The sequence below is a fragment of the Martinezella calliandrae genome (assembly GCF_030272695.1).
In the GTDB taxonomy this organism is placed as follows: domain Bacteria; phylum Pseudomonadota; class Alphaproteobacteria; order Rhizobiales; family Rhizobiaceae; genus Rhizobium; species Rhizobium calliandrae.
The window spans coordinates 1-21,253 of sequence record NZ_JARFYN010000047.1 but is presented as its reverse complement, the minus strand read 5'-3'; the positions used below and the strand labels follow the sequence as shown (position 1 = coordinate 21,253).

The 21,253-nt window shown below is 59.7% G+C and carries 23 protein-coding genes and 3 pseudogenes; 12 read left to right on the top strand and 14 right to left on the bottom strand.

Going from position 1 to position 21,253, the window contains the following annotated elements:
- Positions 1–29: 29 nt before the first annotated feature.
- The 6 genes and pseudogenes from PY650_RS27215 to PY650_RS27190 all read right to left on the bottom strand — a co-directional run bounded on the left by PY650_RS27215 (position 30) and on the right by PY650_RS27190 (position 4,771).
- A complete protein-coding gene (locus tag PY650_RS27215) occupies positions 30–1,259 on the bottom strand; it encodes an aminotransferase-like domain-containing protein (RefSeq protein ID WP_285882711.1) in 1,230 nt (409 codons plus the stop codon).
- A 97-nt stretch (positions 1,260–1,356) separates the two neighbouring features.
- Entirely contained in the window at positions 1,357–1,770 is a 414-nt protein-coding gene (locus PY650_RS27210) for a type II toxin-antitoxin system VapC family toxin (RefSeq protein ID WP_285882710.1), read from the bottom strand.
- 10 nt (positions 1,771–1,780) lie between these two features.
- Positions 1,781–1,951, bottom strand: a pseudogene (locus tag PY650_RS27205) (hypothetical protein); the annotation flags it as partial.
- Between the two features lie 84 nt (positions 1,952–2,035).
- Positions 2,036–3,055: a ketol-acid reductoisomerase gene (gene ilvC / locus PY650_RS27200; RefSeq protein ID WP_133705579.1), complete on the bottom strand. Its 1,020-nt coding sequence runs from the start codon at positions 3,053–3,055 to the stop codon at positions 2,036–2,038.
- A 42-nt stretch (positions 3,056–3,097) separates the two neighbouring features.
- Complete coding sequence (locus PY650_RS27195) at positions 3,098–3,748, bottom strand: TetR/AcrR family transcriptional regulator (RefSeq protein WP_285882709.1); 651 nt, start codon at positions 3,746–3,748, stop codon at positions 3,098–3,100.
- Between the two features lie 114 nt (positions 3,749–3,862).
- A complete protein-coding gene (locus tag PY650_RS27190) occupies positions 3,863–4,771 on the bottom strand; it encodes an AraC family transcriptional regulator (protein WP_285882708.1) in 909 nt (302 codons plus the stop codon).
- Positions 4,772–4,976: 205 nt separating this feature from the next.
- On the opposite strand from PY650_RS27190, the gene PY650_RS27185 reads away from it, so the two are divergent.
- A complete protein-coding gene (locus PY650_RS27185; protein ID WP_285882707.1) occupies positions 4,977–6,020 on the top strand; it encodes an NAD(P)-dependent alcohol dehydrogenase in 1,044 nt (347 codons plus the stop codon).
- A 38-nt stretch (positions 6,021–6,058) separates the two neighbouring features.
- Here PY650_RS27185 and PY650_RS27180 read toward each other — a convergent pair whose 3' ends face one another.
- Both PY650_RS27180 and PY650_RS27175 read right to left on the bottom strand, forming a co-directional pair.
- Positions 6,059–7,321 (bottom strand): NAD(P)/FAD-dependent oxidoreductase, encoded by a 1,263-nt coding sequence (locus PY650_RS27180; RefSeq protein ID WP_285882749.1) that lies wholly within the window; start codon positions 7,319–7,321, stop codon positions 6,059–6,061.
- Between the two features lie 203 nt (positions 7,322–7,524).
- Entirely contained in the window at positions 7,525–7,989 is a 465-nt protein-coding gene (locus PY650_RS27175) for an Lrp/AsnC family transcriptional regulator (RefSeq protein ID WP_285882706.1), read from the bottom strand.
- 160 nt (positions 7,990–8,149) lie between these two features.
- On the opposite strand from PY650_RS27175, the gene PY650_RS27170 reads away from it, so the two are divergent.
- The 4 genes from PY650_RS27170 (at position 8,150) to PY650_RS27155 (ending at position 11,839) form a co-directional block, all read left to right on the top strand.
- On the top strand, positions 8,150–8,869 hold the full coding sequence (locus PY650_RS27170; protein WP_285882705.1) for an aspartate/glutamate racemase family protein: 720 nt from the start codon (positions 8,150–8,152) through the stop codon (positions 8,867–8,869).
- A 71-nt stretch (positions 8,870–8,940) separates the two neighbouring features.
- Complete coding sequence (locus PY650_RS27165) at positions 8,941–9,870, top strand: bifunctional helix-turn-helix transcriptional regulator/GNAT family N-acetyltransferase (RefSeq protein ID WP_285882704.1); 930 nt, start codon at positions 8,941–8,943, stop codon at positions 9,868–9,870.
- Between the two features lie 82 nt (positions 9,871–9,952).
- On the top strand, positions 9,953–10,570 hold the full coding sequence (locus tag PY650_RS27160; RefSeq protein ID WP_285882702.1) for a TetR/AcrR family transcriptional regulator: 618 nt from the start codon (positions 9,953–9,955) through the stop codon (positions 10,568–10,570).
- A 54-nt stretch (positions 10,571–10,624) separates the two neighbouring features.
- The gene (locus PY650_RS27155) at positions 10,625–11,839 is read left to right on the top strand and encodes an MFS transporter (protein WP_285882701.1); all 1,215 of its coding nucleotides are present in this window, start codon (positions 10,625–10,627) and stop codon (positions 11,837–11,839) included.
- Between the two features lie 39 nt (positions 11,840–11,878).
- Here PY650_RS27155 and PY650_RS27150 read toward each other — a convergent pair whose 3' ends face one another.
- Positions 11,879–12,295, bottom strand: coding sequence for a winged helix-turn-helix transcriptional regulator (locus PY650_RS27150; protein WP_285882700.1), 417 nt, complete (start codon positions 12,293–12,295; stop codon positions 11,879–11,881).
- 144 nt (positions 12,296–12,439) lie between these two features.
- Here PY650_RS27150 and PY650_RS27145 point away from each other — a divergent pair, with 144 nt between their 5' ends.
- Complete coding sequence (locus PY650_RS27145; RefSeq protein ID WP_285882699.1) at positions 12,440–13,327, top strand: SDR family oxidoreductase; 888 nt, start codon at positions 12,440–12,442, stop codon at positions 13,325–13,327.
- Between the two features lie 352 nt (positions 13,328–13,679).
- On the opposite strand, the gene PY650_RS27140 is transcribed toward PY650_RS27145, so the two are convergent.
- Positions 13,680–14,432 (bottom strand): pyridoxine 5'-phosphate synthase, encoded by a 753-nt coding sequence (locus PY650_RS27140; RefSeq protein ID WP_285882698.1) that lies wholly within the window; start codon positions 14,430–14,432, stop codon positions 13,680–13,682.
- Positions 14,433–14,869: 437 nt separating this feature from the next.
- On the opposite strand from PY650_RS27140, the pseudogene PY650_RS27135 reads away from it, so the two are divergent.
- Positions 14,870–15,340 (top strand): annotated as a pseudogene (locus tag PY650_RS27135) (MerR family transcriptional regulator); the annotation flags it as partial.
- Positions 15,341–15,435: 95 nt separating this feature from the next.
- On the opposite strand, the gene PY650_RS27130 reads toward PY650_RS27135, so the two are convergent.
- Entirely contained in the window at positions 15,436–16,563 is a 1,128-nt protein-coding gene (locus PY650_RS27130) for an ATP-dependent DNA helicase (protein WP_285882696.1), read from the bottom strand.
- Positions 16,564–16,716: 153 nt separating this feature from the next.
- On the opposite strand from PY650_RS27130, the gene PY650_RS27125 reads away from it, so the two are divergent.
- The 3 genes from PY650_RS27125 to PY650_RS27115 are packed head-to-tail and all read left to right on the top strand — an operon-like array spanning position 16,717 to position 18,426.
- On the top strand, positions 16,717–17,094 hold the full coding sequence (locus PY650_RS27125; protein WP_285882695.1) for a COG4315 family predicted lipoprotein: 378 nt from the start codon (positions 16,717–16,719) through the stop codon (positions 17,092–17,094).
- A complete protein-coding gene (locus PY650_RS27120) occupies positions 17,078–17,632 on the top strand; it encodes an RNA polymerase sigma factor (RefSeq protein WP_285882694.1) in 555 nt (184 codons plus the stop codon). The genes PY650_RS27125 and PY650_RS27120 overlap by 17 nt, the downstream gene beginning before the upstream one ends.
- Positions 17,629–18,426: an anti-sigma factor family protein gene (locus tag PY650_RS27115; RefSeq protein WP_285882693.1), complete on the top strand. Its 798-nt coding sequence runs from the start codon at positions 17,629–17,631 to the stop codon at positions 18,424–18,426. The genes PY650_RS27120 and PY650_RS27115 overlap by 4 nt, the downstream gene beginning before the upstream one ends.
- Before the next feature lie 113 nt (positions 18,427–18,539).
- Here PY650_RS27115 and PY650_RS27110 read toward each other — a convergent pair whose 3' ends face one another.
- The 3 genes from PY650_RS27110 to nthA are packed head-to-tail and all read right to left on the bottom strand — an operon-like array spanning position 18,540 to position 20,189.
- Positions 18,540–18,917 carry a nitrile hydratase accessory protein gene (locus tag PY650_RS27110; RefSeq protein WP_285882692.1) on the bottom strand — a complete coding sequence of 126 codons (378 nt, stop codon included), beginning with the start codon at positions 18,915–18,917 and terminating at the stop codon, positions 18,540–18,542.
- On the bottom strand, positions 18,904–19,563 hold the full coding sequence (gene nthB, locus PY650_RS27105; RefSeq protein ID WP_285882691.1) for a nitrile hydratase subunit beta: 660 nt from the start codon (positions 19,561–19,563) through the stop codon (positions 18,904–18,906). Before nthB ends, PY650_RS27110 begins: the two co-directional genes overlap by 14 nt.
- Positions 19,560–20,189: a nitrile hydratase subunit alpha gene (gene nthA, locus PY650_RS27100; RefSeq protein WP_285882690.1), complete on the bottom strand. Its 630-nt coding sequence runs from the start codon at positions 20,187–20,189 to the stop codon at positions 19,560–19,562. Before nthA ends, nthB begins: the two co-directional genes overlap by 4 nt.
- A 135-nt stretch (positions 20,190–20,324) precedes the next feature.
- Here nthA and PY650_RS27095 point away from each other — a divergent pair.
- Positions 20,325–20,447 (top strand): annotated as a pseudogene (locus PY650_RS27095) (NAD-dependent epimerase/dehydratase family protein); the annotation flags it as partial.
- 350 nt (positions 20,448–20,797) lie between these two features.
- Entirely contained in the window at positions 20,798–20,989 is a 192-nt protein-coding gene (locus tag PY650_RS27090) for a hypothetical protein (protein WP_285882689.1), read from the top strand.
- The last annotated feature ends 264 nt before the right edge of the window (positions 20,990–21,253 follow it).

Genomic DNA, 21,253 nt, shown 5'->3' with positions numbered 1-21,253 from the left:
CCTTCTCCCCGACGGGGAGAAGGTAAAAGCTAAGCCGCCATCGCCCCGATCTCGCCGGCAATCAGCTTGCCGAGCCGCGAGATCCCCTCATCGATCATCTGGTCGTTGGCGCAGGAGAAACTGACGCGGAAGGTGTTCGGGCCGGAGCCGTCGGCGAAGAAGGCCTGGCCAGGCACGAAGGCAACCTTCGCCGTCTCCAGCGATTTTGCCAGCAGCTTTGCCCCGTCCATGCCCTTCGGCAGGGTGATCCAGACGAACATGCCGCCCTCGGGCTTCGTCCAGCTCGTCCCCGCGGGCATGTATTTCGCAAGCGCCGCCAGCATGCAGTCGCGGCGATGGCTGTAGGTCTTGCGGATCTTGGCGACCTGCGCGTCGAAGCCGCGTTCGGCGACCTGATGGATAGCAATCTGGTTGATGGTCGAGGAATGCAGGTCGGCCGCCTGCTTCATCAGCACCAATTTGCGAATGACCTGCGCATTGGCAACGACGAAGCCGACACGAAGACCCGGCGCGAGGGTCTTGGAAAAGCTGCCGCAATAGATCGTCCGCGTGTCGTTGATGTTGCCCTTGCGCGCAATTTCCAGCGCCAGGATCGGCGGGATCGCCTCGCCGTCATAACGCAGCGATTGATAGGCGGCGTCTTCGATGATGGCGATATCCAGCTCATCGGCGAGATCGATCAGCTTTTCGCGTGAGGTGAGATCGACGGTTTCACCGGTCGGATTGGCAAAATCGGCGGAGAGATAGGCGAACTTCACCTTGCCACCGGCCTGCTCGGCGCTCGCGCGGTAGGAGGCCGGCGTGCGGTTGCCGTTCGGGGTGAGCTGATCATAAGTCGGCTCATAGGCATTGAAGGCCTGCAGCGCGCCGAGATAGGTCGGCGCGGTGACCAGTGCCGTATCCTTAGGCGACAAGAATAGCTTGCCCAGATAATCGAGACCCTGTTGCGAACCGGAGACGATGAAGACGTTCTCAAGCTCGCAGGGAATGCCAAGTGCGGCCATCTGGCCGACCAGCCATTCGCGCAGCGGCTTGTAGCCTTCGCTGACCGAATATTGCAGCGCCGCATTGACCGCGGGGCCGGAAAAGATGTCCGCATAGGCCTGCTTGAATTCCGGGTCCGGAAACAGCGCCGGATCGGGAATGCCGCCGGCAAACGAGATGATGTCCGGACGCTCCAGCAGTTTCAGCAACTCGCGGATTTCGGAGGCGCGCATACGGCTCGAGCGCGTCGCAAAGATATTTTCCCAATTCAACATGGGGCTTCCTCGTAATTTTTAGTCTTTGCGCCACAAGATCACGCAACAAACGATAAGTCAATAATGCTGACCTATTTTGTTTGTAGCGGTGACATTCTCAAGGAGATTTGTAGTCAAAGGGGTTGAGAACAATGGCGGGAAAGGCCGAAAAATCGACGATGTCGCGCGTAACGATCGTGAGATTATGAACTGATGCAGTCGCCGCTATCATTGCATCGGCAATCAGCGTCGGCGATTTGCGATGAATGAACCGCGCCCATAAAACCATGCACGCCGCATCCAGGGGAATGACCCGGATCCCGAGCTGCAAACTGTCCAGCCAGCTCGTGAGTTCTTTTGCCTTTCGCGGATCGGTTTCTCCAGCCAACAAAATACCGCGCCGGATCTCGCCGATGGTGATGGACGAAATCGCAAGATCGTCACTCCGAACGCTATCTATCCAGGCCAGTACCGCGCCATGGGGCTTTGCCCTGCGCAATTCCGATACCACACTCGTATCAAGCAGGTACAAGTGTCAATCCTCACGGAGATTGACGTCCCGCCAGACCCCATTCCTTGCCAGACGGGATGTCGAGTTCGAATCTCGGCTCCGGCGCGAGCAGCACGTCCTTGGCGGATGGCTTGGCCCGCTTGTTCAGCGCTTCCCACTCAGACACGGAAACAGGCACAGCTTTAGGTTCGCCTCTCTTTGAAACGAGCTGCGGTCATTCCTCCAATGAGGCATCAAGCGCCGGAGCTTTCACCCCGGCCTCTCTCAATCACACTAACGGACGCGTTTAGTTGACAGCCTTGTCGACCAGCTTGTTCTTGCCGATCCAAGGCATCATGCCGCGGAGCTTCGCGCCGACTTCTTCGATCTGGTGGCTGTCATTGTTGCGGCGGATGCCCTTGAAGCGGGCGGCGCCCGAACGGTATTCCTGCATCCATTCCGAGGTGAACTTGCCGGTCTGGATGTCCTTTAGGACACGCTTCATCTCAGCCTTGGTTTCGGCGGTGATGATGCGCGGACCGGAGACGTATTCGCCCCATTCAGCGGTGTTCGAGATCGAGTAGTTCATGTTGGCGATGCCGCCTTCATAGATCAGGTCGACGATCAGCTTCACTTCGTGCAGGCACTCGAAATAGGCCATTTCCGGAGCGTAGCCTGCCTCGACCAGCGTTTCGAAGCCAGCGCGGATGAGCTCGACGAGACCGCCGCAGAGAACGACCTGTTCACCGAAGAGGTCGGTTTCGCATTCTTCGCGGAAATTGGTTTCGATGATGCCGGAACGGCCGCCGCCGACGCCGCAGGCGTAGGACAGAGCGAGTTCAAGGGCATTGCCGGAAGCGTTCTGGTGAACGGCAACGAGGCAGGGAACGCCGCCGCCCTTCTGGTATTCGCCGCGAACTGTGTGGCCCGGGCCCTTCGGAGCGATCATGACGACGTCGACCGAAGCCTTCGGCTCGATGAGGCCGAAGTGAACGTTGAGGCCGTGCGCGAAAGCGATCGCAGCGCCGTCGCGGATGTTCGGAGCGATGTCGGCCTTGTAGATGTCGGCCTGCAGCTCGTCCGGGGTCGCCATCATCATCAGGTCGGCCCAGGCGGCAGCTTCTGCAACGGTCATGACCTTGAAGCCATCGGCTTCGGCCTTCTTGACGGTCGGCGAACCGGCCTTCAGCGCAATCGCTACATTCTGCGCACCGCTGTCTTTCAGGTTCAGTGCATGGGCGCGGCCCTGCGAACCATAACCGATAACGGCGACCTTCTTCGACTTGATGAGGTTGAGATCGGCATCACGATCGTAATAGACGCGCATTGTTTGTCCTTCCCTTTGCTTGTCTGATGTTGGGTAAATTCTTCAAACGGTTGCTACTGCTTCCGCCAAAACCTTATCCGTGCCGTAAAGCCGGAGGAAGGCGCTGACCGCCTTCTCCGCCTGGCGGCTGGTATCCTTCAAACCAGGCTCGCCGAGCAGCATGCGCACATGCAGATCGGAAACAATGAGCCCATAAAGCGTATGATAGGCCTCGTCGGCATTCATGAAGCGCAGCAGCCCTGCCCGCTTGCCGGCGTCGATCAGCGCCATGGCACGACGGTCGATCTGCCGGCGGCCACGCTCGAGCAGAAGCTTGCCGAGCTTAGAGCCGTCGCGGTTCGATTGGCCGATCGCCAGACGGTTCAGCGCCAGCGACACGTCGCCGGCCAGGACCTCCAGAAGGTCGCGGGCGAAAATGACGAGATGGTCATGCAGGCTCGCCGCCGTCAGACGCTCACCGTTGCGCTCGAATGTGCGCACCTTGCTCGCCTGGTAGGCAATCATCGCCGACAGCAGACCGTCGCGATCGCCAAACCATTTGTAGAGACTTTCCTTGGAGCAATTGGCGGCACGCGCGACGCCCGACGTCGTCAGCGCCTTTTCGCCGCCATCGACGAGTAGACGCAGCGCCTGTTCCAGAACGGCGTTCTGGCGGGGCGAGAACTCGCTCGACTGTCCTGCTTCGCTGGGCACGATGGCCACTCCCAAATGCGTACCGTACGGTACGGTTCGCGATGGGTTATGACTGAGGGCGAAGCAGGCGTCAAGCGGAATTCGTTGCTGCACCGCGTCAATAAGATGAACGGATTATTTTGCAGCGACCGGTCTGCGGATCCCGTCGACGTCCTTCGCCGGCGGCAGGCCGTAGAGACGGCTATATTCGCGGCTGAACTGCGACGGGCTCTGATAGCCGACGCGATGGCCGGCTGTGCCGACGTCCAACTGCTCGATGATCATCAAGCGCCGCGCCTCGTGCAGACGGAGCTGCTTCTGATATTGCATCGGCGTCATTGCCGTCACCGCCTTGAAATGATGATGTAGCGAGGAGGCGCTCATGCCGACGCGCTCCGCCAGCTCCTCTATGCGTAGCGGCTGGACGTAATTGCCGCGAATCCAAGCCACTGCCCGGGCCACTCGGTTGCTCTGGCTCTCTGCCATTACGACCTGTAGCAGCCGAGGACCGTTCGGACCGGTCAGCAGGCGATAAAGGATCTCCTGCTCGATCAACGGCGCCATGGCGAGGATATCCTCAGGCCGATCTAGCAATCTGAGAAGCCGTAGCGAGGCATCGAGCAACTCCGGCGATGCGGTGTTGACCGCGAGCCCGCGCATAGGTTCCGCCGTAACCGCCTGGCGCGGAATATTGACGCGCGCTAACAGCTCATTCAGTCGTTCACTGTCGAGCACCATGGCAAAGCAAAGATAGGGAGTGTCATTGCGGACATTGGTTACCTGTGTCGATACAGGCAGGTCCAGGGCTGTCAAAATATACTCGCCGGCACCGTAATGGTACGTTTCGGCGCCAACGGTCAGGCTCTTTCGCCCTTGAACCACGACGGCATAAGAGGGCCGATAAGCCCCATGTTGCCACACGGTCTCAGTCGACTGCCGGTACAGATTGAGACCGTCAATTGGCGTGCGGTGTTCTCCCTCTCCCGTGGCAAAACGAGCAATGATCGACGCGAGTTCCTGATTGGGATTGAAGGGCAGTGTCATATGCAACCAACTGTTTTGGGGGCCTTGTCGAAGCTTATCTAGGTGGCTGCCGATCCATGTGAAAGGGCGTTCGTCATTCAGTTTCGCAGGATTGTACACAAAGCTTGCAGGATCGCTCTAACGCCCTTGTCCGGTTCCGGTGCATAAGTCGGCCGTCCAACTTTCCATCCCTCCCAAAGCCTATCCGAACAAAAGGAAGTCTCCCATGGCTATTGCAAAGGGCTATGCCGCAACCGACGCGTCCAAGCCGCTTACCCCCTTCACCTTCGAACGCCGCGAGCCGAACGAGGATGATGTCGTCATCGCCGTCAAATATTGCGGCGTCTGCCATTCCGACATCCATCAGGCCCGCAACGAATGGGGCGGTTCAAAATACCCGATGGTCCCGGGCCACGAAGTCGCCGGCCTGGTCACGGCTGTCGGTTCCAAGGTAGCGAAGTTCAAGGTCGGCGACCGCGTCGGGGTCGGCTGCTTCGTCAATTCCTGCACGACCTGCGCAACGCGCGACCTGGAGTATGAACACTATATGCCGGGCCTGGTCCAGACCTACAACGACGTCGAAGCCGACGGCGAAACGCCGACCTATGGCGGCTATTCCGACTCGATTGTCGTCAAGGAAGGCTATGTGCTGTCCTTCCCCGACAATATCCCGCTGGATTCGGGCGCTCCGTTGCTGTGCGCCGGCATCACGCTCTACTCGCCGCTGCGCCACTGGAAGGCCGGTCCCGGCAAGAAGGTTGCCATCGTCGGCATGGGTGGTCTCGGCCATATGGGCGTGAAGCTCGCTCATGCCATGGGCGCTGACGTGACGGTTCTGAGCCAGACATTGTCGAAAAAAGAAGACGGCTTCAAGCTCGGCGCCAACCACTATTACGCCACCAGCGACGCCGAAACCTTCAAGACGCTTGCAGGCAGCTTCGACCTGATCATCAACACGGTCGGCACCGCCATCGACTGGAATGCCTACCTCAATCTCCTGAAATACGACGGCAGCATGGTGCTCGTCGGCGTTCCCGAACATGCCGTACCGGTTCACGCCTTCTCGCTCATCCCCGGCCGCCGTAGCCTTTCCGGTTCCATGATCGGCTCGATCAAGGAAACCCAGGAAATGCTCGACTTCTGCGGCGAGCACAACATCGTCGCCGAGATCGAGAAGATCAACATCCAGGAAATCAACGAAGCCTATGAACGCGTTCTGAAGAGCGACGTTCGCTATCGTTTCGTCATCGACATCGCGTCTCTGGCCTAAGCCTGAAAAGGGCGGCGTCCTGCAGAGCGCCGCCCTTTTTATTCCTCACGCATGGTTTCCCTCTGCGTGATCAGCCGGGCGCTGTGCTGACGGCTGACATAGATCCACAGCCAGCTCCAGGCGACCGCAAAGCGCCAGCGCGTCCCGATCAGGAAATAGATATGAGCGAGGCCCCAGACCCACCAGGCAATCCAGCCCCTGAGCTTGATCCAGCCGAAATCGATGATCGCAGCACTTTTGCCGATCGTCGCAAGACTTCCCTGATGATGGTAGTGAAAAGGCCCTGGCGCCGGCTGACCCGACAGCTTTGCCCTTATCACCTTGGCGACGTAAGCGCCCTGCTGCTTGGCGGCTGGCGCGATACCCGGCACGAGCGTGCCATCGTCGCGCATCACCGCCGCCGTGTCGCCGATGATAAAGATATCCGGCTTGCCAGGCGCCCTCAATTCCTTATCGACCACCACGCGATCGGCCCGATCGGCCGGAACGCCTAGCCACTTGGCCGCCGGCGAAGCCTGCACGCCGGCGGCCCAGACGATCGTGCGTGTCGGCACGAAGGTGTCGCCGATCGTTACGCCCTGCGCGGAGCACGACGTAACGGCCTTGCCGGTGAGGACTTCGACACCTAGCTTTTCCAGCGCCCTGTGAGCATAGGCCGACAGCCCCTCGTCAAAACTTGCGAGAACGCGCGGGCCGGCTTCGACGAGGATGATCCTGGCTTTGGTGGTATCGATATTGCGAAACTCTTTCGGAAGGGTCGTTTTGGCCAGCTCCGAGATGATGCCCGCCAGCTCGACGCCGGTCGGACCCGCCCCGACTATGGTGAACGTCAACAAAGCATCACGGATAGCGGCATCGCTCTCCAGCTCGGCCTGCTCGAAGGCCAGCAGAAGGCGGCGGCGGATCGTCGTTGCGTCCTCCAGCGTCTTCAACCCCGGCGCCACCGGTTCCCATTCGTCATGTCCGAAATAGGCATGGGTCGCGCCCGTCGCCAGCACAAGCGTGTCATATGCTATCGTCTCGCCGCCTTTCAGCGTCAGCCTATGTGCCTGGCTGTCAACGTCGACGACTTCCGCCAGCAGTGTCGTTACCTCCGGCCGATCGCGAAAAAAGCTTCGGATCGGCCAGGCGATTTCGGAGGTGGCGAGCAAGGTGGTTGCGACTTGATAGAGCAGCGGCTGGAACAGGTGATGGTTACGCCGGTCGATCAGCGTGATTCGGACCGGAGCTCCCTTGAGGTCGTTGACGAGCTGCAAGCCGCCAAACCCACCCCCGACGACGACAACGTGATGATCCTGCACGACGACACCCCGCATCTGTTTTACCTCAGCAAACGTAGGGTTGAGAACAATGGCCCACAATCACCTTTTATGCATGGCACCCGTGCTGGCACGCGCGCAATGACCGGAATTTGGTAATATATGCCACAGATGGCTGCTTTGGGGGCCAAGCGGACCTTAGCCGCCCCATCATGTTACACTGTTCCACAAACGAGATCGCTTCACTATTCGGCATAGCTGACCGGGATCGTCACGCCGCTTTTCAGTACTTCCATGGAGATCGACGCTGAAACGTCGAAGAGCTCCACTCGGCGCACGATCTTCTTATAGATGACGTCATAGTGCTCGACGCGCGGCAACACGATTTTCAGGATGTAATCGTGATTGCCCGTTAACCGATGCGCCTCAACGATTTCGGGAATGTCGCTGATTGCCTTGCGAAAGGTTTCGATCCATTCGTCGGCATGATGCGCAGTCTTGATCAGCGCATAGAGCGTCGTCGGCACGCCCATCTTCTCGCGGTCCAGCACGACGATGCGCCTAGCTATATGGCCGCTCTCTTCAAGCCGTTGGATACGCCGTGAGCAGGCTGAAACCGAAAGTGCAACCCGGTCGGCAAGGTCCGTCACCGAAATGCCGGCATCGGTTTGCAAAAGATCGAGAATCTTCCGGTCGCGTTCGTCAAGCATTGGCGCCCATCTCCATGGTGACGCGGAAATTTTGCGCACTATCGCATATATGTGCAAAATATTGCAACAGACATGAAAAGAACGACAAAGATTGCAAACACGAGGCGGGTGAAATGTCTCAATATTCTGCTATTCCTAATCAACAACGGAGACCAGCAGCATGCGCACTATCGGCCTGATTGGCGGTATGAGTTTCGAGAGTTCGGCAGTTTATTATCGCCTTATCAATGAGATGGTTCGCGACCGACTGGGAGGCCTCGCCTCGGCTGAAGTGCTGATGTATTCCGTCAATTTCGAAGAGATCGTCGCTCTTCAGAAGGCCGGACGCTGGGACGACGCGGCTGCGCGACTCGGCGATGCCGCACTTCGCCTGCAAATCGCCGGCGCCGAATGCGTGCTGATCTGCACCAACACCATGCATCTGATCGCCCAAGAAGTCGCCGCTCGTGTCTCCATCCCGCTCATCCACATCATCGACGAGACAGCCGCCGCGCTGAAGGCCGCCGGCCGCGTCAAGCCACTGCTGCTTGCCACGCGTTATACGATGGAGCACGGCTTCTACACCGACCGCATGGCCGGCAACGGCGTCTCCGTCATGGTGCCGGGCGCTGAGGACCGAACCGTCACCCACGACATCATCTTCAACGAACTCTGCGCCGGCATCGTCAAGGACCAGTCGCGCCGGCAACTGATGGCGATCATCGAGCGCGCCAAAGCTGACGGCGCCGATAGCGTCATCCTCGGCTGCACCGAGATCTGCTTGATCCTCGACCCGAACGCGCTCACTCTGCCGGGCTTCGACACGACGGCGATCCACGCACGGAGCGCCGTCGATTTCGCCCTCGGCAACGAAAAGGCGGCCGCTAGCCGGGCCGCTTGATCAAGCCAACTTTACTTGACTTAGTCCAATAAATAATGGACATCGTCTCCTATATTTTAGGAGTGATGTCCATGCTTGATACTAAAGAATTCACGACCATCGACGCGGTCCGCGACTTTAATCGCTTCTATACCAATTTCCTCGGCGTCCTGAACAAAGCCTATCTCGACAGCCCTTACGCCCTGACCGATGTCCGCGTGCTGTTCGAGATTGGTTCCCGTGGCGGCGTCGCCGCCTCGGCACTCACCCGTGAACTGCATCTCGATCCCGCCTATCTCAGCCGCATTCTGAAGCGCTTTCGCCAAGACGGCCTGATCGAAAGCAAGCCCGACCCTGACGATCTGCGCAGCCAGATCATCACTGTCACCGACAAGGGACAAGGGCAGTTCCATGAATTCGTCCGCCGCTCCCGCGCTGAGGTTGCCGGGCATTTCGATGCGCTGGCTATCGGTGAGCCAGAACGTGTCGTCGAGGCGATGCAGACAATTCAAGCCGTACTCAACTCAAATGCCAGTCCCATGCAGGCTGCGATCATCCGCGCCCATCGTCCCGGCGATATCGGTTGGATCGTTGAGAGCCAGGCTCGCTTCTATAGCGAAGAATTCGGTTGGGATATGCGTTTCGAAGGCTTGGTCGCCGAGGTCGCCGGCAAGTTCCTCTCCAATTTTAATCCCGAGAAGGATCGATGCTGGATCGCCGAACGGGGCGGACTGAATGTCGGCTCCGTCATGGTTGCCGACGGCGGCGACGGGGTCGCAAAGCTCCGATTGCTTTATGTCGACAAGACAGCACGAGGTCTCGGCTTAGGCAAGCTGCTAGTCGGCGAATGCATCCGCTTTGCCCGCAGCGCCGGTTACCGCCAGCTTTCGCTATGGACAAACGACATCCTCGACACCGCCAGGGGTATCTACCTTCAGGCAGGTTTCCGGCTCGTCTCAGAGGAAAAGCATCGCATGTTTGGCCCTGAATTGAATGGCCAGACGTGGGTTCTCGATCTCTGAACCAGGTTGCGCAGCATCAAGTCTTGCTGCATCGCAAAAATTCCGCTTGATTTGGAAACGATCATTTCCTAAAACAGTCTGCATGACGACAGGCACACTGGACATTTCCCCGAAGCTCCGCGGTCGCCCGCGCCAATTCGACGTGGACGCGGCGCTCGATGCGGCGCTGCGGGTCTTTTCCGAGCGTGGTTACTATGCCGCCTCGATCAGCGAATTGACCGAGGCCATGGGGCTGACCGCAGGCAGCGTCTACAAGGCGTTCGGCGACAAGCGCGGCGTGTTCCTGGCCGTGTTCGATCACTATCGCAATGTCCGCCAGCCACTGATTGATCAATCTCTTGCCAAGGCCCCAAACGCTTATGAAAAGCTGCGTTCATTGCTGGCGTTCTTCGCAGACGCTTCATGCGGCGAAATCGGCCGCAGAGGCTGCCTCGTGGTCGGTAGCGCGATCGAGCTTGCGCTTTTCGACAAGGAACTCGCCAGCCGTGTGAGGGCGGCTTTCGATTTCGACGAGCGGCGCATCAAGGACCTCATCCTTCTAGGTCAGGCGGATGGATCGGTGGCAAAGCATGTCGACCCTGAAAGCACCGCCTCAGCCTTGCTTGCCCTGACCAAAGGCATGCGCGTGATCGGAAAGACCGGCCGCAAAACCGAACATATGCTCGCCGTCGCCGAGGCGGCCATGAAACTGCTGAACTGATTTTTCACAAGAATTTGGGGGATCGCCTCCCCTGCCCGCATCAAGGATCAAGACATGCCCGCGACCGCCGCTGCCAGACGGGAGAGCGCTTCGCTCCCCGAAAAGACCATTTCGCCGCTGATGACCTTCATGTTTGCCGCCGCTTGCGGGCTGGTGGCAGCCAATCTCTACTATGGCCAACCGTTGGCCGGCCCAATTAGCCAGGCGCTCGGCTTCACGCCGGCCGCAACCGGTCTGATCGTGACACTGACGCAGATCGGTTATGGCCTTGGTCTCTTGCTGATCGTACCGCTCGGCGATCTCGTAGAAAACCGCAGGCTGGTGCTGACGCTGATCGGCCTTTCGGCCGTAGCGCTTATCGGCGCCGCCTTCGCCTGGTCACCATCGCTTTTCCTGCTTGCCTCACTCTGCATCGGCATTGCCTCCGTTGCAGTCCAGGTCCTGGTGCCGTTCGCGGCCCATATGGCGCCGGATGCCAGCCGCGGCGCGGTTGTCGGCAATGTCATGAGCGGGCTTCTCTGCGGCATCATGCTGGCCCGGCCGGCAGCAAGCTTCCTGTCGGAGCTCTCTTCCTGGCATGCGGTCTATATCCTCTCGGCCGGCGTCATGATCGGGCTTGCGGTTATCCTCCGCGCCGTTCTGCCGACCAGGGTTCCTCACACCAAGCTGCATTATGGCCAACTGCTCTCGTCGATGGGCCATCTCGCACTCCGCACGCCAGTGCTGCAGCGTCGCGCCCTCTATCAAGCCTGCATGTTCGGCGCCTTCAGTCTGTTCTGGACGACGACGCCGTTGCTGCTCGCAAGCCCGGCCTTCGGCCTGACCCAGAACGGTATTGCGCTCTTCGCGCTCGCTGGCGCCGCCGGCGCGGTCGCTTCGCCGATTGCCGGCCGTGTCGCCGATCGTGGCTGGACGAAGCTTGCCACCACCTTCGCCATGGTGCTCGCTATCCTCGCCCTCGTCATCGCTCACGCCTCCGGCAGCGGCTCGCTGCTGGCGCTTGCGACATTGACGCTCTCCGGCATCCTGCTTGATTTCGGCGTGCAGACCAATCTCGTGCTCGGCCAGCGCGCCATCTTTGCGCTGAGCGCCGAACATCGCAGCCGCCTGAACGGTCTCTATATGGCGACATTCTTTGCCGGCGGCGCGCTCGGCTCGGCAATTGGCGGCTGGGCCTATGCCACCGGCGGGTGGAATCTCGCGTCATGGATCGGCGTCGGCTTCCCGGTCGTGGCGCTGCTCGTCTTCCTGACCGAGCGACAGAAGTGACAAAGCGGCCGGCGTCGCCAGGGTCAGAGGTGGCCGCGCTCAGTCCCGCGATTGATCGAAACGGACGCGTGCAGCGCGCACGGCGTCGTGGTTGGCTTCAGCCCAGTTCAGGAGCTGCGCCAGCGGCCCGTAGAGCGAACGACCGAGATCGGTCATGCTATACTCGACGCTGGGCGGTTTGGTCGGAAACACCTCGCGATCGATATAGCCGTCGCGCTCAAGGTCGCGCAGCGTCTGGGTCAACATGCGCTGCGAAATATCGGGCACCATGCGCCGCAGCTCACCAAAACGGTAAGGGCGCTGCGCCAAGGCTTCCAGCAGCAGCACCGACCACTTGCCACCGATCTGTGAGATCAAATCCCGCACCGGGCAATTGGTGAAATCGAGTTTGCTGATATCGACGACGCGCAACGGAGCCTCTGTGCTGCGCAAATTGACGACGGTACGGGCGCTCATGACGGGTCGGTTCCCTTTTGGTAACGTAGAGCCAAAAAACTGCCTTCTTTACAGTTCGAAGTCAATTCCTATTCTAGTGCTAGTCTCTTTTTGAGAGCGGCAAAAACCTCCGCAAATCCGCGGCGGTAGAACAAGGATAAAGACATGAGCAGCACCCTTCTCGTCACCGGCGCCGCGGGCCACCTTGGCCAACGCGTCATTCATCACCTGCTGGAGACATACAAGGTTGCGCCCGGCCGCATCATTGCCGCCACCCGCAGCCCGGAGAAGCTGGCAAGCCTCGCCGCCAAGGGCGTTGTTACCCGCATCGCCGATTTTGATGACGCCGCCACTCTGCCTGCAGCCTTTGCCGGCGTTGACCGCCTGGCTATCATCAGCACCGATGCGCTCGCTGTCCCCGGTCAGCGCCTGAGGCAGCACACGGCGGCCGTCGAGGCTGCCAAGCAGGCTGGCGTTAGCCACATCCTTTACACCTCCATGCCAGCCCCGGAAAACTCGCTCGTCAGCTTCGCACCCGACCATCTCGGCACAGAAAACGCCATCAAGGCCAGCGGCCTCGGCTACACGATCCTGCGCAACGCCTGGTACTTCGACAACTATTTGATGGGTCTGCCGCACAGCCTCGAAGTCGGCAAGTGGTACACCGCGACCGGTGGCGGTCGCATCAGCAACATCAGTCGCGAAGATTGCGCCCTAGCTATGGCCGCCGCCTTGGTTTCCGACACGACGGATAGCGCCACCTACACGCTGACGGGTTCGACCGCTATCACCATCGAGGACGTCGCGAGCGTCGTCAGCAGGATTACTGGTCGTCCGCTGGACGTCGTGCAGGTCAATGACGAACAGTTCGCCGCTGGACTGACTGGCGCCGGCTTGCCGAAATTCGTGGTCGACATGCTCGTCTCTGCCGACGCCAATATCCGCGCCGGCAATTTCAACATCCTCACGAACGACTTCAACAAGCTGACCGGCAAGGAGCCGCAGACGCTGCGCAGCTTCGTCGAGGAACACAAGGCCGCCTTGCTCGGCTGAGTTTTTGAGATGGTCAGGCAGGGCTTGCTTTGCCGCCCCTTCGAACATGCCCTTTCCCGCCAGGCGGGAAAGGGAACTTTCACGCTAATTCTATAAACTCGTCGCCATGTGCAGTCTTGGTTCGCGTGCGTGCGGCAGCTTGCTGATGGTGAGGTCACCGTGATCGGCATGGGCATCCTCAACAACGCGGCGACCGACGACTGAGTAAGCCACAGCTGCGGCTAACGGCATCGATTGCATGACACCGGTTCTGGTTGCAGTCCCTCCCCTGGCGAGCGCGCAGAAAGATGGGTGACGGGCTGGGCCTGATCTCCGTCGACGACAGCCTTGCCTGACCGGCCCAACCTTCCTGTTAAACCGCCTGCCCGCAAGCCCGGCGGAAGCGCCGTACAGTCTCAGCCATCCCGTATTCCAGCGCATCGGCGGTCAGGCCATGGCCGATTGAAGTTTCTGCAAGTGCCGGAATGCGCTTGATAAGTGCCGGCAGGTTGGCGACTGTCAGATCATGACCGGCATTGACCGCAAGTCCATTGGCGAGCGCAGCATCTGCCGTCTTGCCCAAAGCTTCGAGAATGACCGCGGCCCGCTCAGGCGCGTCATAACAGCCGCCGTAAGGCCCGGTATAAAGCTCGATGCGGTCGGCTCCAACCTCCTTGGCGATCTTCACGGCATCGGCATCGCCGTCGCCATCGGCAAACAGCGAAACGCGGCAGCCGATCTTCTTGTACCTTTCAACAACGTCGACCAGCAGTTTGCGGTTCTTGCGGAAATCCCAACCGTGATCCGAGGTCGCCTGCGACGGATCGTCGGGCACCAGCGTCACCTGCTCCGGTTCGACGCCGGCGCAAAGGTCGAAGAACTCATCGGTCGGATAACCCTCGATATTGAACTCTGCTTGCGGGAACTCATCGTCGATCAGCGCCCGGATAGCGGGCAGATCGGAGAAGCGGACGTGCCGCTGATCGGGCCGCGGATGCACCGTCAGGCCGCTGGCGCCGGCGGCAAGAGCAATCCGTCCGAGCCCGGTTACACTTGGCCAGGGAAGGTCGCGCCGGTTACGCAGCATGGCGATGGCGTTGAGGTTCACGGAGAGCTTGGCGGGCATGATCGAAATCCATGATTTTTAAAGAGGATAATACCCTCCGTTTTATGCGATTGCACGCCGCAAGACCAACGAGATTCGAACATCGACTCATGCAAAAGATTGATGGTCTTCCCCTCTTTTTAACGCCCCATCCCACCGACGATACGCCCTTCGGGCAACTTATAATTTCGCCGAAACCGGTTAGCGTCATTGTGTCGGGTGCCCGATTTCGGTCATCCCGGGGGAACGAGGGAGCTCAAGCTCACCCAAAGTAAATTTGTCCTTATGAAACCTAAGAATTTTCATCGGCGACATCTGCGTTTGTTGGTCGCGTCATTGTGAAAACGAGTTGGGCGTAGCAGCGGCCTCCTCCTTCAACCACACAAAACGAATAGACACTCAATCACGGCGTGGGGCGCCGGGACAAAAAAGGGATGGACAGAATTATGGAGGGACTTATGTCTGACGGTTCCAAACGTCCGTTTGCTTCCGCCAATCTTATATCGGAGGCGCACGCCAAGTACCGGTTCCTGCCGGAGTCAGCACTTCCTTCCAACCTGCCGGAAGGGGCGGTCGCCATTGCGGATATGGCAAGCGCTTTCGGCGTCACCCACAGGACACTGCACTTCTACGAGGAAAAGCGGCTGATCTCGGCCGATCGCCATGGGCTCATGCGAATCTACGGCACCGACGATGTGCTGCGCATGGCGGTCATCACCGTCTGCCGCGAAACCGGCATGTCGATCGCCGTGATCCAGGACGTCATGGAAAAGCTCGATGAGGCGGAAACGCCTAACCATGCCGAGATCGTCTTCCGCACTGCCCTCAACCACCGCAAACGCGAACTCATTGTTGAAATGTCGGCCTTAAACCGGCAGATGCAGAAAGTCGCCGATCTCCTCGACTATGCCAACACCGCCGAGCCTCCCGAGACCCACGGCGACGATTTCTGATCTCGACAGCTGCATCGCCTATTGCGCGGCGCAACAACCATCCCCATCGACCATAAAAAAGTGAAAGACTTTTAGCGGACGATCGTCAGCCTCTCGGCCGCGCGCGTGATCGCCGTATAGAGCCAGCGCTCGCGGGTGTCGCGGAACGCCCAGCTTTCATCGAACAGCACTACATTGTTCCACTGCGAACCCTGCGCCTTATGCACGGTCAGCGCATAGCCATAATCGAATTCATCGTAGCGCTTGCGTGTCTGCCAGGGGATTTCGCCCTCGACATCCTCGAAGGCCTGCTTCAAAAGCTTGATCTTCGCCGCACCCCGATCCATGTCGTCATCTTCCGGCCGTACGAGCAGATTGATGCCAGGCTTGGTGGTCTCCCTGGAAGAGGTCATCACCTGCCAGAGCGAGCCATTGAGTAAGCCCTTGGCCGGATCGTTGCGTAGGCAGACCAGCTTATCGCCGGATTGCGGATATTCGGTCGTAAACCCTTTGAGCTCGCGCAGACGCTGATTGTAACGTCGCCGGGTGCGGTTGGTGCCGACCAGCACTTGGTCGGCCTCCAGCACCAGCGGCTGTGTGACCTCGTTCTTCGAAATCACCTGCGCCGTGCCGTAATCGCCGTGTATGATGTCCTTGCCCTCACGCACAAGCATCGCGAGCTGAATGATCGGATTGTCTCGTGCCTGGCGATGAATATCCGTCAACAGATAATCCGGCTCCTCGTTGGTGAAGAAACCGCCGCCTGAGACCGGCGGCAACTGACCGGGATCGCCGAGCACGAGGATCGGTGTACCGAAGCTCATCAGGTCCTTGCCAAGCGCTTCATCCACCATCGAACATTCGTCGACGATGATCAGCGCCGCCTTGGCGACCGGACTCTGCCTGTTGATGGCAAACATCGGCGCGATCGATGTCTTGCCGGTCTCTTCGTCCTCGACAGCCTCCTCGCCGCGCGGCCGATAGATCAGGGAATGGATGGTCTTGGCATTGCTGGCGCCTCGCGAGCGCAGCACCTGCGCCGCCTTGCCGGTGAAGGCGGCAAACAGCACATCGCCATCGACATGCTCGGCAAAATGCCGCGCAAGCGTTGTCTTGCCCGTACCGGCATAGCCGAACAGGCGGAACAGCGGCGAGCGTCCCTCTTTCAGCCAGTTGGCAACGGCCTTGAGCGCTTCGTCTTGTTGCGGCGCAAATTGCATGGGGCGACTTGGCAGGATTCGGCCGGCAGAAGCAAGCGGTAAAAAAAACGGGATTTATCGGGAATAAAATCGAGGCAATCCGTGTCTCATCTCCGGCAACGCAAAAACGTGGGGCCTGGACCATTTGTGTCTACCACTTCGAGGAGAAAAATCATGAAAGCCGCAAAATTTTTGCCGATCCTGATCATGGCGTCGGCTGCTGCGACATCGGTCTTTGCCGCCCCGGTAAAGACCGCTGAAAGCGCCAAGGGCAAGGTTCTCACCGGCGAAAACGGCATGACGCTCTACACCTTCAAGAACGACAGGAAGGATACCTCCAATTGCAACGACGATTGCGCCAAGGCATGGCCCCCGCTGATGGCCGATAGCAATGCCAAGGCGGAAGACGCATATTCAATCATCACCCGCAAGGACGGGAAGAAACAATGGGCAAAGGACGGCATGCCGCTCTATTTCTTTATCAAGGATGCCAAGGCAGGCGACGTTGCCGGCGATGGCTTTAAGGGCGTCTGGGATGCCGCACGGCCCTGATCGGACCAACCGGGATGCGGGGGAAACCTCCCCCGCGCCCGACAGCTTCGAGGCCGAGGTGCTGGCGCTCCTTCCCTCTCTGAGGCGCTATTCGCGCAGCCTCACTCGCTCCGATGCCGATGGCGAAGACCTTCTTCACGATTGCGTGGAAAAGGTGCTGGCGCGGCGTGGTCAGTGGCGTGGACTGAACCTGCGTGGCTGGGTGCTTACCATCATGACCAATCTCTACCGAAACGGTCTGCGCCAGCAAGGTGGCCGCAACTTTGTCGATCTTGACGACAGCACCGATCTGCCGGCGGCCGAGAGCAACGACGATCCTTTGGAACGCTCGCAATTGGAAGCGGCGCTGGACAGCCTTGGGGAGGATTACCGCGCCGTGCTGATGCTGGTCGTGGTCGAGGGCTACAGCTATCAGGACGTCGCCACGACGCTGGATATTCCTGTCGGCACCGTCATGTCGCGCCTGTCGCGAGCGCGCCGGAAAATGACCAGCCTGATGAATGCCGATAACGTCATTAGGCTTCGGAGACCGAAATGAACGAAACGAACCCGACCGTGACCGAAGCGGATCTCAACGCCTTTGCCGACGGGCTGCTGCCGCCGGACGAACGCGCCCGGGTCGAGGCCTGGCTTGCCGAAAATCCAGAGCAAGCGAATATGGTCGCGGCCTGGCAGGCGCAAAATGCCAGCATCAGGGAAATGTTTGCGCCATACGAAACCTCGAGGGAAGGCGACCGCGACCTGGTAATGCCCATCGCTGCGCCGGTGCCGGCCGCAACGTCGCGTCGGCTTTTGTGGCTGTCGACGGCCGCAGCATCCCTGGCTATCTTCCTGGTAGGCGCCGCCGTCGGCCATTTCGGCCCGCCCCTTCTGATGCAGCCTGAACTTCGCCTGACCGGCATCGAAGCCCTGCCGCGGCAGGCGCAATCGGCCTTCACCGTCTATGCCAGCGATGTCCGCCATCCTGTCGAGGTCGGTGCGGATCAGGAGGCACATCTCGCCACCTGGCTCGGCAAGCGCATGAATGTCGCCGAACTCAAGGTGCCGAGCTTGCAGAGGCTCGGTTTCCAGCTCGTCGGCGGCCGGCTGCTGCCGATCAACGGCACACCGGGCGCGCTCTTTATGTATGAGAATGCGGCCGGACAGCGCCTGACCGTGCTCGTTGGCACCAACAAGGAAAACACCACGACGAGCTTCCGCTTCGCCAGCGCCGGTTCGGTCGAAACCTTCTACTGGATCGACGGCCGTCTCGGCTACGCGGTCACCGGCGAGATCTCACGCGACATGCTGAGGCAAGTGGCCGACGAATGCTATAAGCAGTTCTCTTCCTAAAGCGCGTGGCGATCCTTCGGATTGGCTCCTTGCGCTTTAGGTCCTTGGTATGCTGATGTCGTTGTCGCAAAACCGCTGCACAGTTTTGCGCGACATGCTTTAGTTAGAACCGCTCAGTGCCAGCGCTCCGGGTCATTCTCCAGCAAGATCGGCTTGCCGTGCGGCGTTGCTTCCGCGGCGCGCTGCCAGCTCTTTTGTAGATCGAGTATCATGCCGGCATCGGCGACACCGCGGCTGATCAGCAGGCCGGAAAGTGCCGCCACCCAGCAGTCGAAATAATCACTGCCGTCTTCGGCCCGGCCAGGCCTGTGCAATTCGGCAGAAAGCTGCTCTGCCCATTCGCTCCAACTGAACAAGCCCTTTTCGTGCAGATGCACAGTGATCGCAAAAGCTTCAGCTGCCCAGGGCTCGGGGAAGACCGGCTCCCCATCGGCGGATTTCGGCAGCAGCGGCGATTGCGAAAGCGACGACACCGTCTCAGAGGCGCTCAAGATAGCTCTCCCAGGCATCGATGGAGACGGTCAGCGCGGGATCCGCGCCCTCGCCCCAGATCTCCGCTGCGTCGAAGACGACCGTATAGATCCATTGCGGGTTCTCGCCTTTGCCGTGCGCGTTGTCATCGGGGAAGACGAACGAGCCCTGCACGGCTTCGACCACGCCGGTCTTGGCTCGCGCGTAGCGAGGCAAACGGGTATGCCCTGTCGGATTGATATTCTTCGTCCGCACGCGATCACCGGCTGCAAAAAGCGGCGCCGCAACGACCGGTCGATCGCAGGGGCCGCCCTTGGCAAGAGCGCCGGCGACCATATCGGCCTTCAGGACGCGCTTCGGCACGGCTCCTTGCCGGAGCGAATGGCCGGATCGCAGCTCCTCGTGCGTCGCAAAACCATGCCGTTCCAGCAGCATCTCAAGCCCGCGTGTCCAGATCTCGTAATAGCTGGCGGCAAGATATTCTGCCGGAGGGATATTTTCGCGCGCGTGTCGGCTTTCATCGATGCTCCAGGCGCCGAACGCGCCGCAGGAGAGTGTGATGCCGAGCGCGCGCTTCTCCCATTGCGCATGGAAGATCGGTTCATTCGGCTCCGGGGCCACCGGACCGAAACCCATCTGCCCGCCAAGATCGTGAGGACCGTTCATATCGAAACCTCCGGAGCCTTGGCGATCGCCGTGCCGATCATGGCATCGCGGCTGACGAGATCGGCCAGGGCTGCCTCGCTCATGCCTTCCGTTCCAGCCGGACGTTCCGGGATGACGAGATAACGCAGCTCCGCCGTCGAATCCCAGACTCGAATATTCTTGCCCTCCGGCAGCGTCAGACCGAATTCGGCCAACACGCCGCGCGGATCGATGACGGCGCGGGAACGATAGGCCGGCGCCTTATACCAGACCGGCGGCAGGCCGAGCACCGACCAAGGATAGCAGGAGCAAAGCGTGCACACGACCAGATTATGCGTTTGCGACGTATTGAACACCGCCCGCATATGCTCGCCCTGCCGGCCGGTGAAGCCGAGGCTGGCAATCGCCGCTGTGGCATCACGTTTCAGCCAATCGGCAAATTTCGGATCGCTCCAGGCTTTCGCCACCACCTGCGCGCCGTTGCGCGGCCCGACCTTGCTCTCATAGGTCTCGACAATGACATCGATCGCAGCCGGATCGATCAGACCCTTTTGCGTCAACAACGTCTCCAGCGCTTTCACGCGCGCCTGCATATCGGAATAGTGGTTGTCATGATCATGGTGATGGTGGTCGTCATGATCGTGCATGATGAATCTCCCGTCGAATGAGCCTCAAACCTAAGCCTTTGCCCCACTGCCGCCAAGCGCCTTCTTTGCCGACAACAACCGCAATGAAATGCCGCAACCCCTCCTTTTATTCGTGCATTTGGCTAGTCTGCCACCATGAAGATTTTGATTCTCGGCGCAACTGGTTTCATTGGCTCAGCAATCGCGGCCCGATTACGCAAAGACGGTCACAGGGTCACCGGCCTTGCCCGCAATCACGGTCGGCTGCTCGTAAAACAGTTGACCTTTAGAAAGTGAGCGGCTGCTGCGACGGGTCCATTCTATGGGCACGCGCGACCACAGAGATCACGGCTTCTGCCGCACCGTCACCTGTAGTTTCAACAGCGACGCCAGACCCAACTCTATCGCTTTGGTGGGAATGGTACCGACTACACCGTGAAGCAATGCGGTTGGGACGGCTTCAAGCGCGACTCGAAACCAGACTATTCTCGATCGCCCGTAACCCGCAAGTGGATCTGTTCATCGACGGCCATGAGGCGCGGATTACTGTCTGGAGCGATACGGAAATTGACCACTGGCTTCGCCGCATTTTATCTTCCCGGAGCAATCCGGCATGAGGAGAGGCGCGATTGTTAGTGCCCAGCTACGCATTGGACCAAGATAAGTTGTTTCACGGCGGAGCTTATCCGTTGCGGCTTGATGGCTTCGATACTGTCGCGAAAGCAACGGTCGTGTCGGTTGAGATCGGATCCAAAGCCAGCGAGCAACAGCGCGAGCACATCAAAAAGGCGGCAGACTCGCGGGGCTGGCTGCTCTTGTAGTCGGCACTAACGATCATACGTTGCGTTCGGAATGCTTGGTCGACTGGAGGTATATGAAGCCTCTACCCGAGTTTTGCGACCTTATGTAGATCCTATGAGGAGGGTGGATAGCAATCAGAGCCGTGGCAAGGTGAGGTTGCTTAACCCACAAACACCCTACCTTGTAGGCAAGCATGCCCGTTGCAGCTCACCGATCCGAAGCGCGGACCACTATCCGGACTGATCTTGGCGCAATCTTCGTCTCATTGGAACTCAGCCAATCGA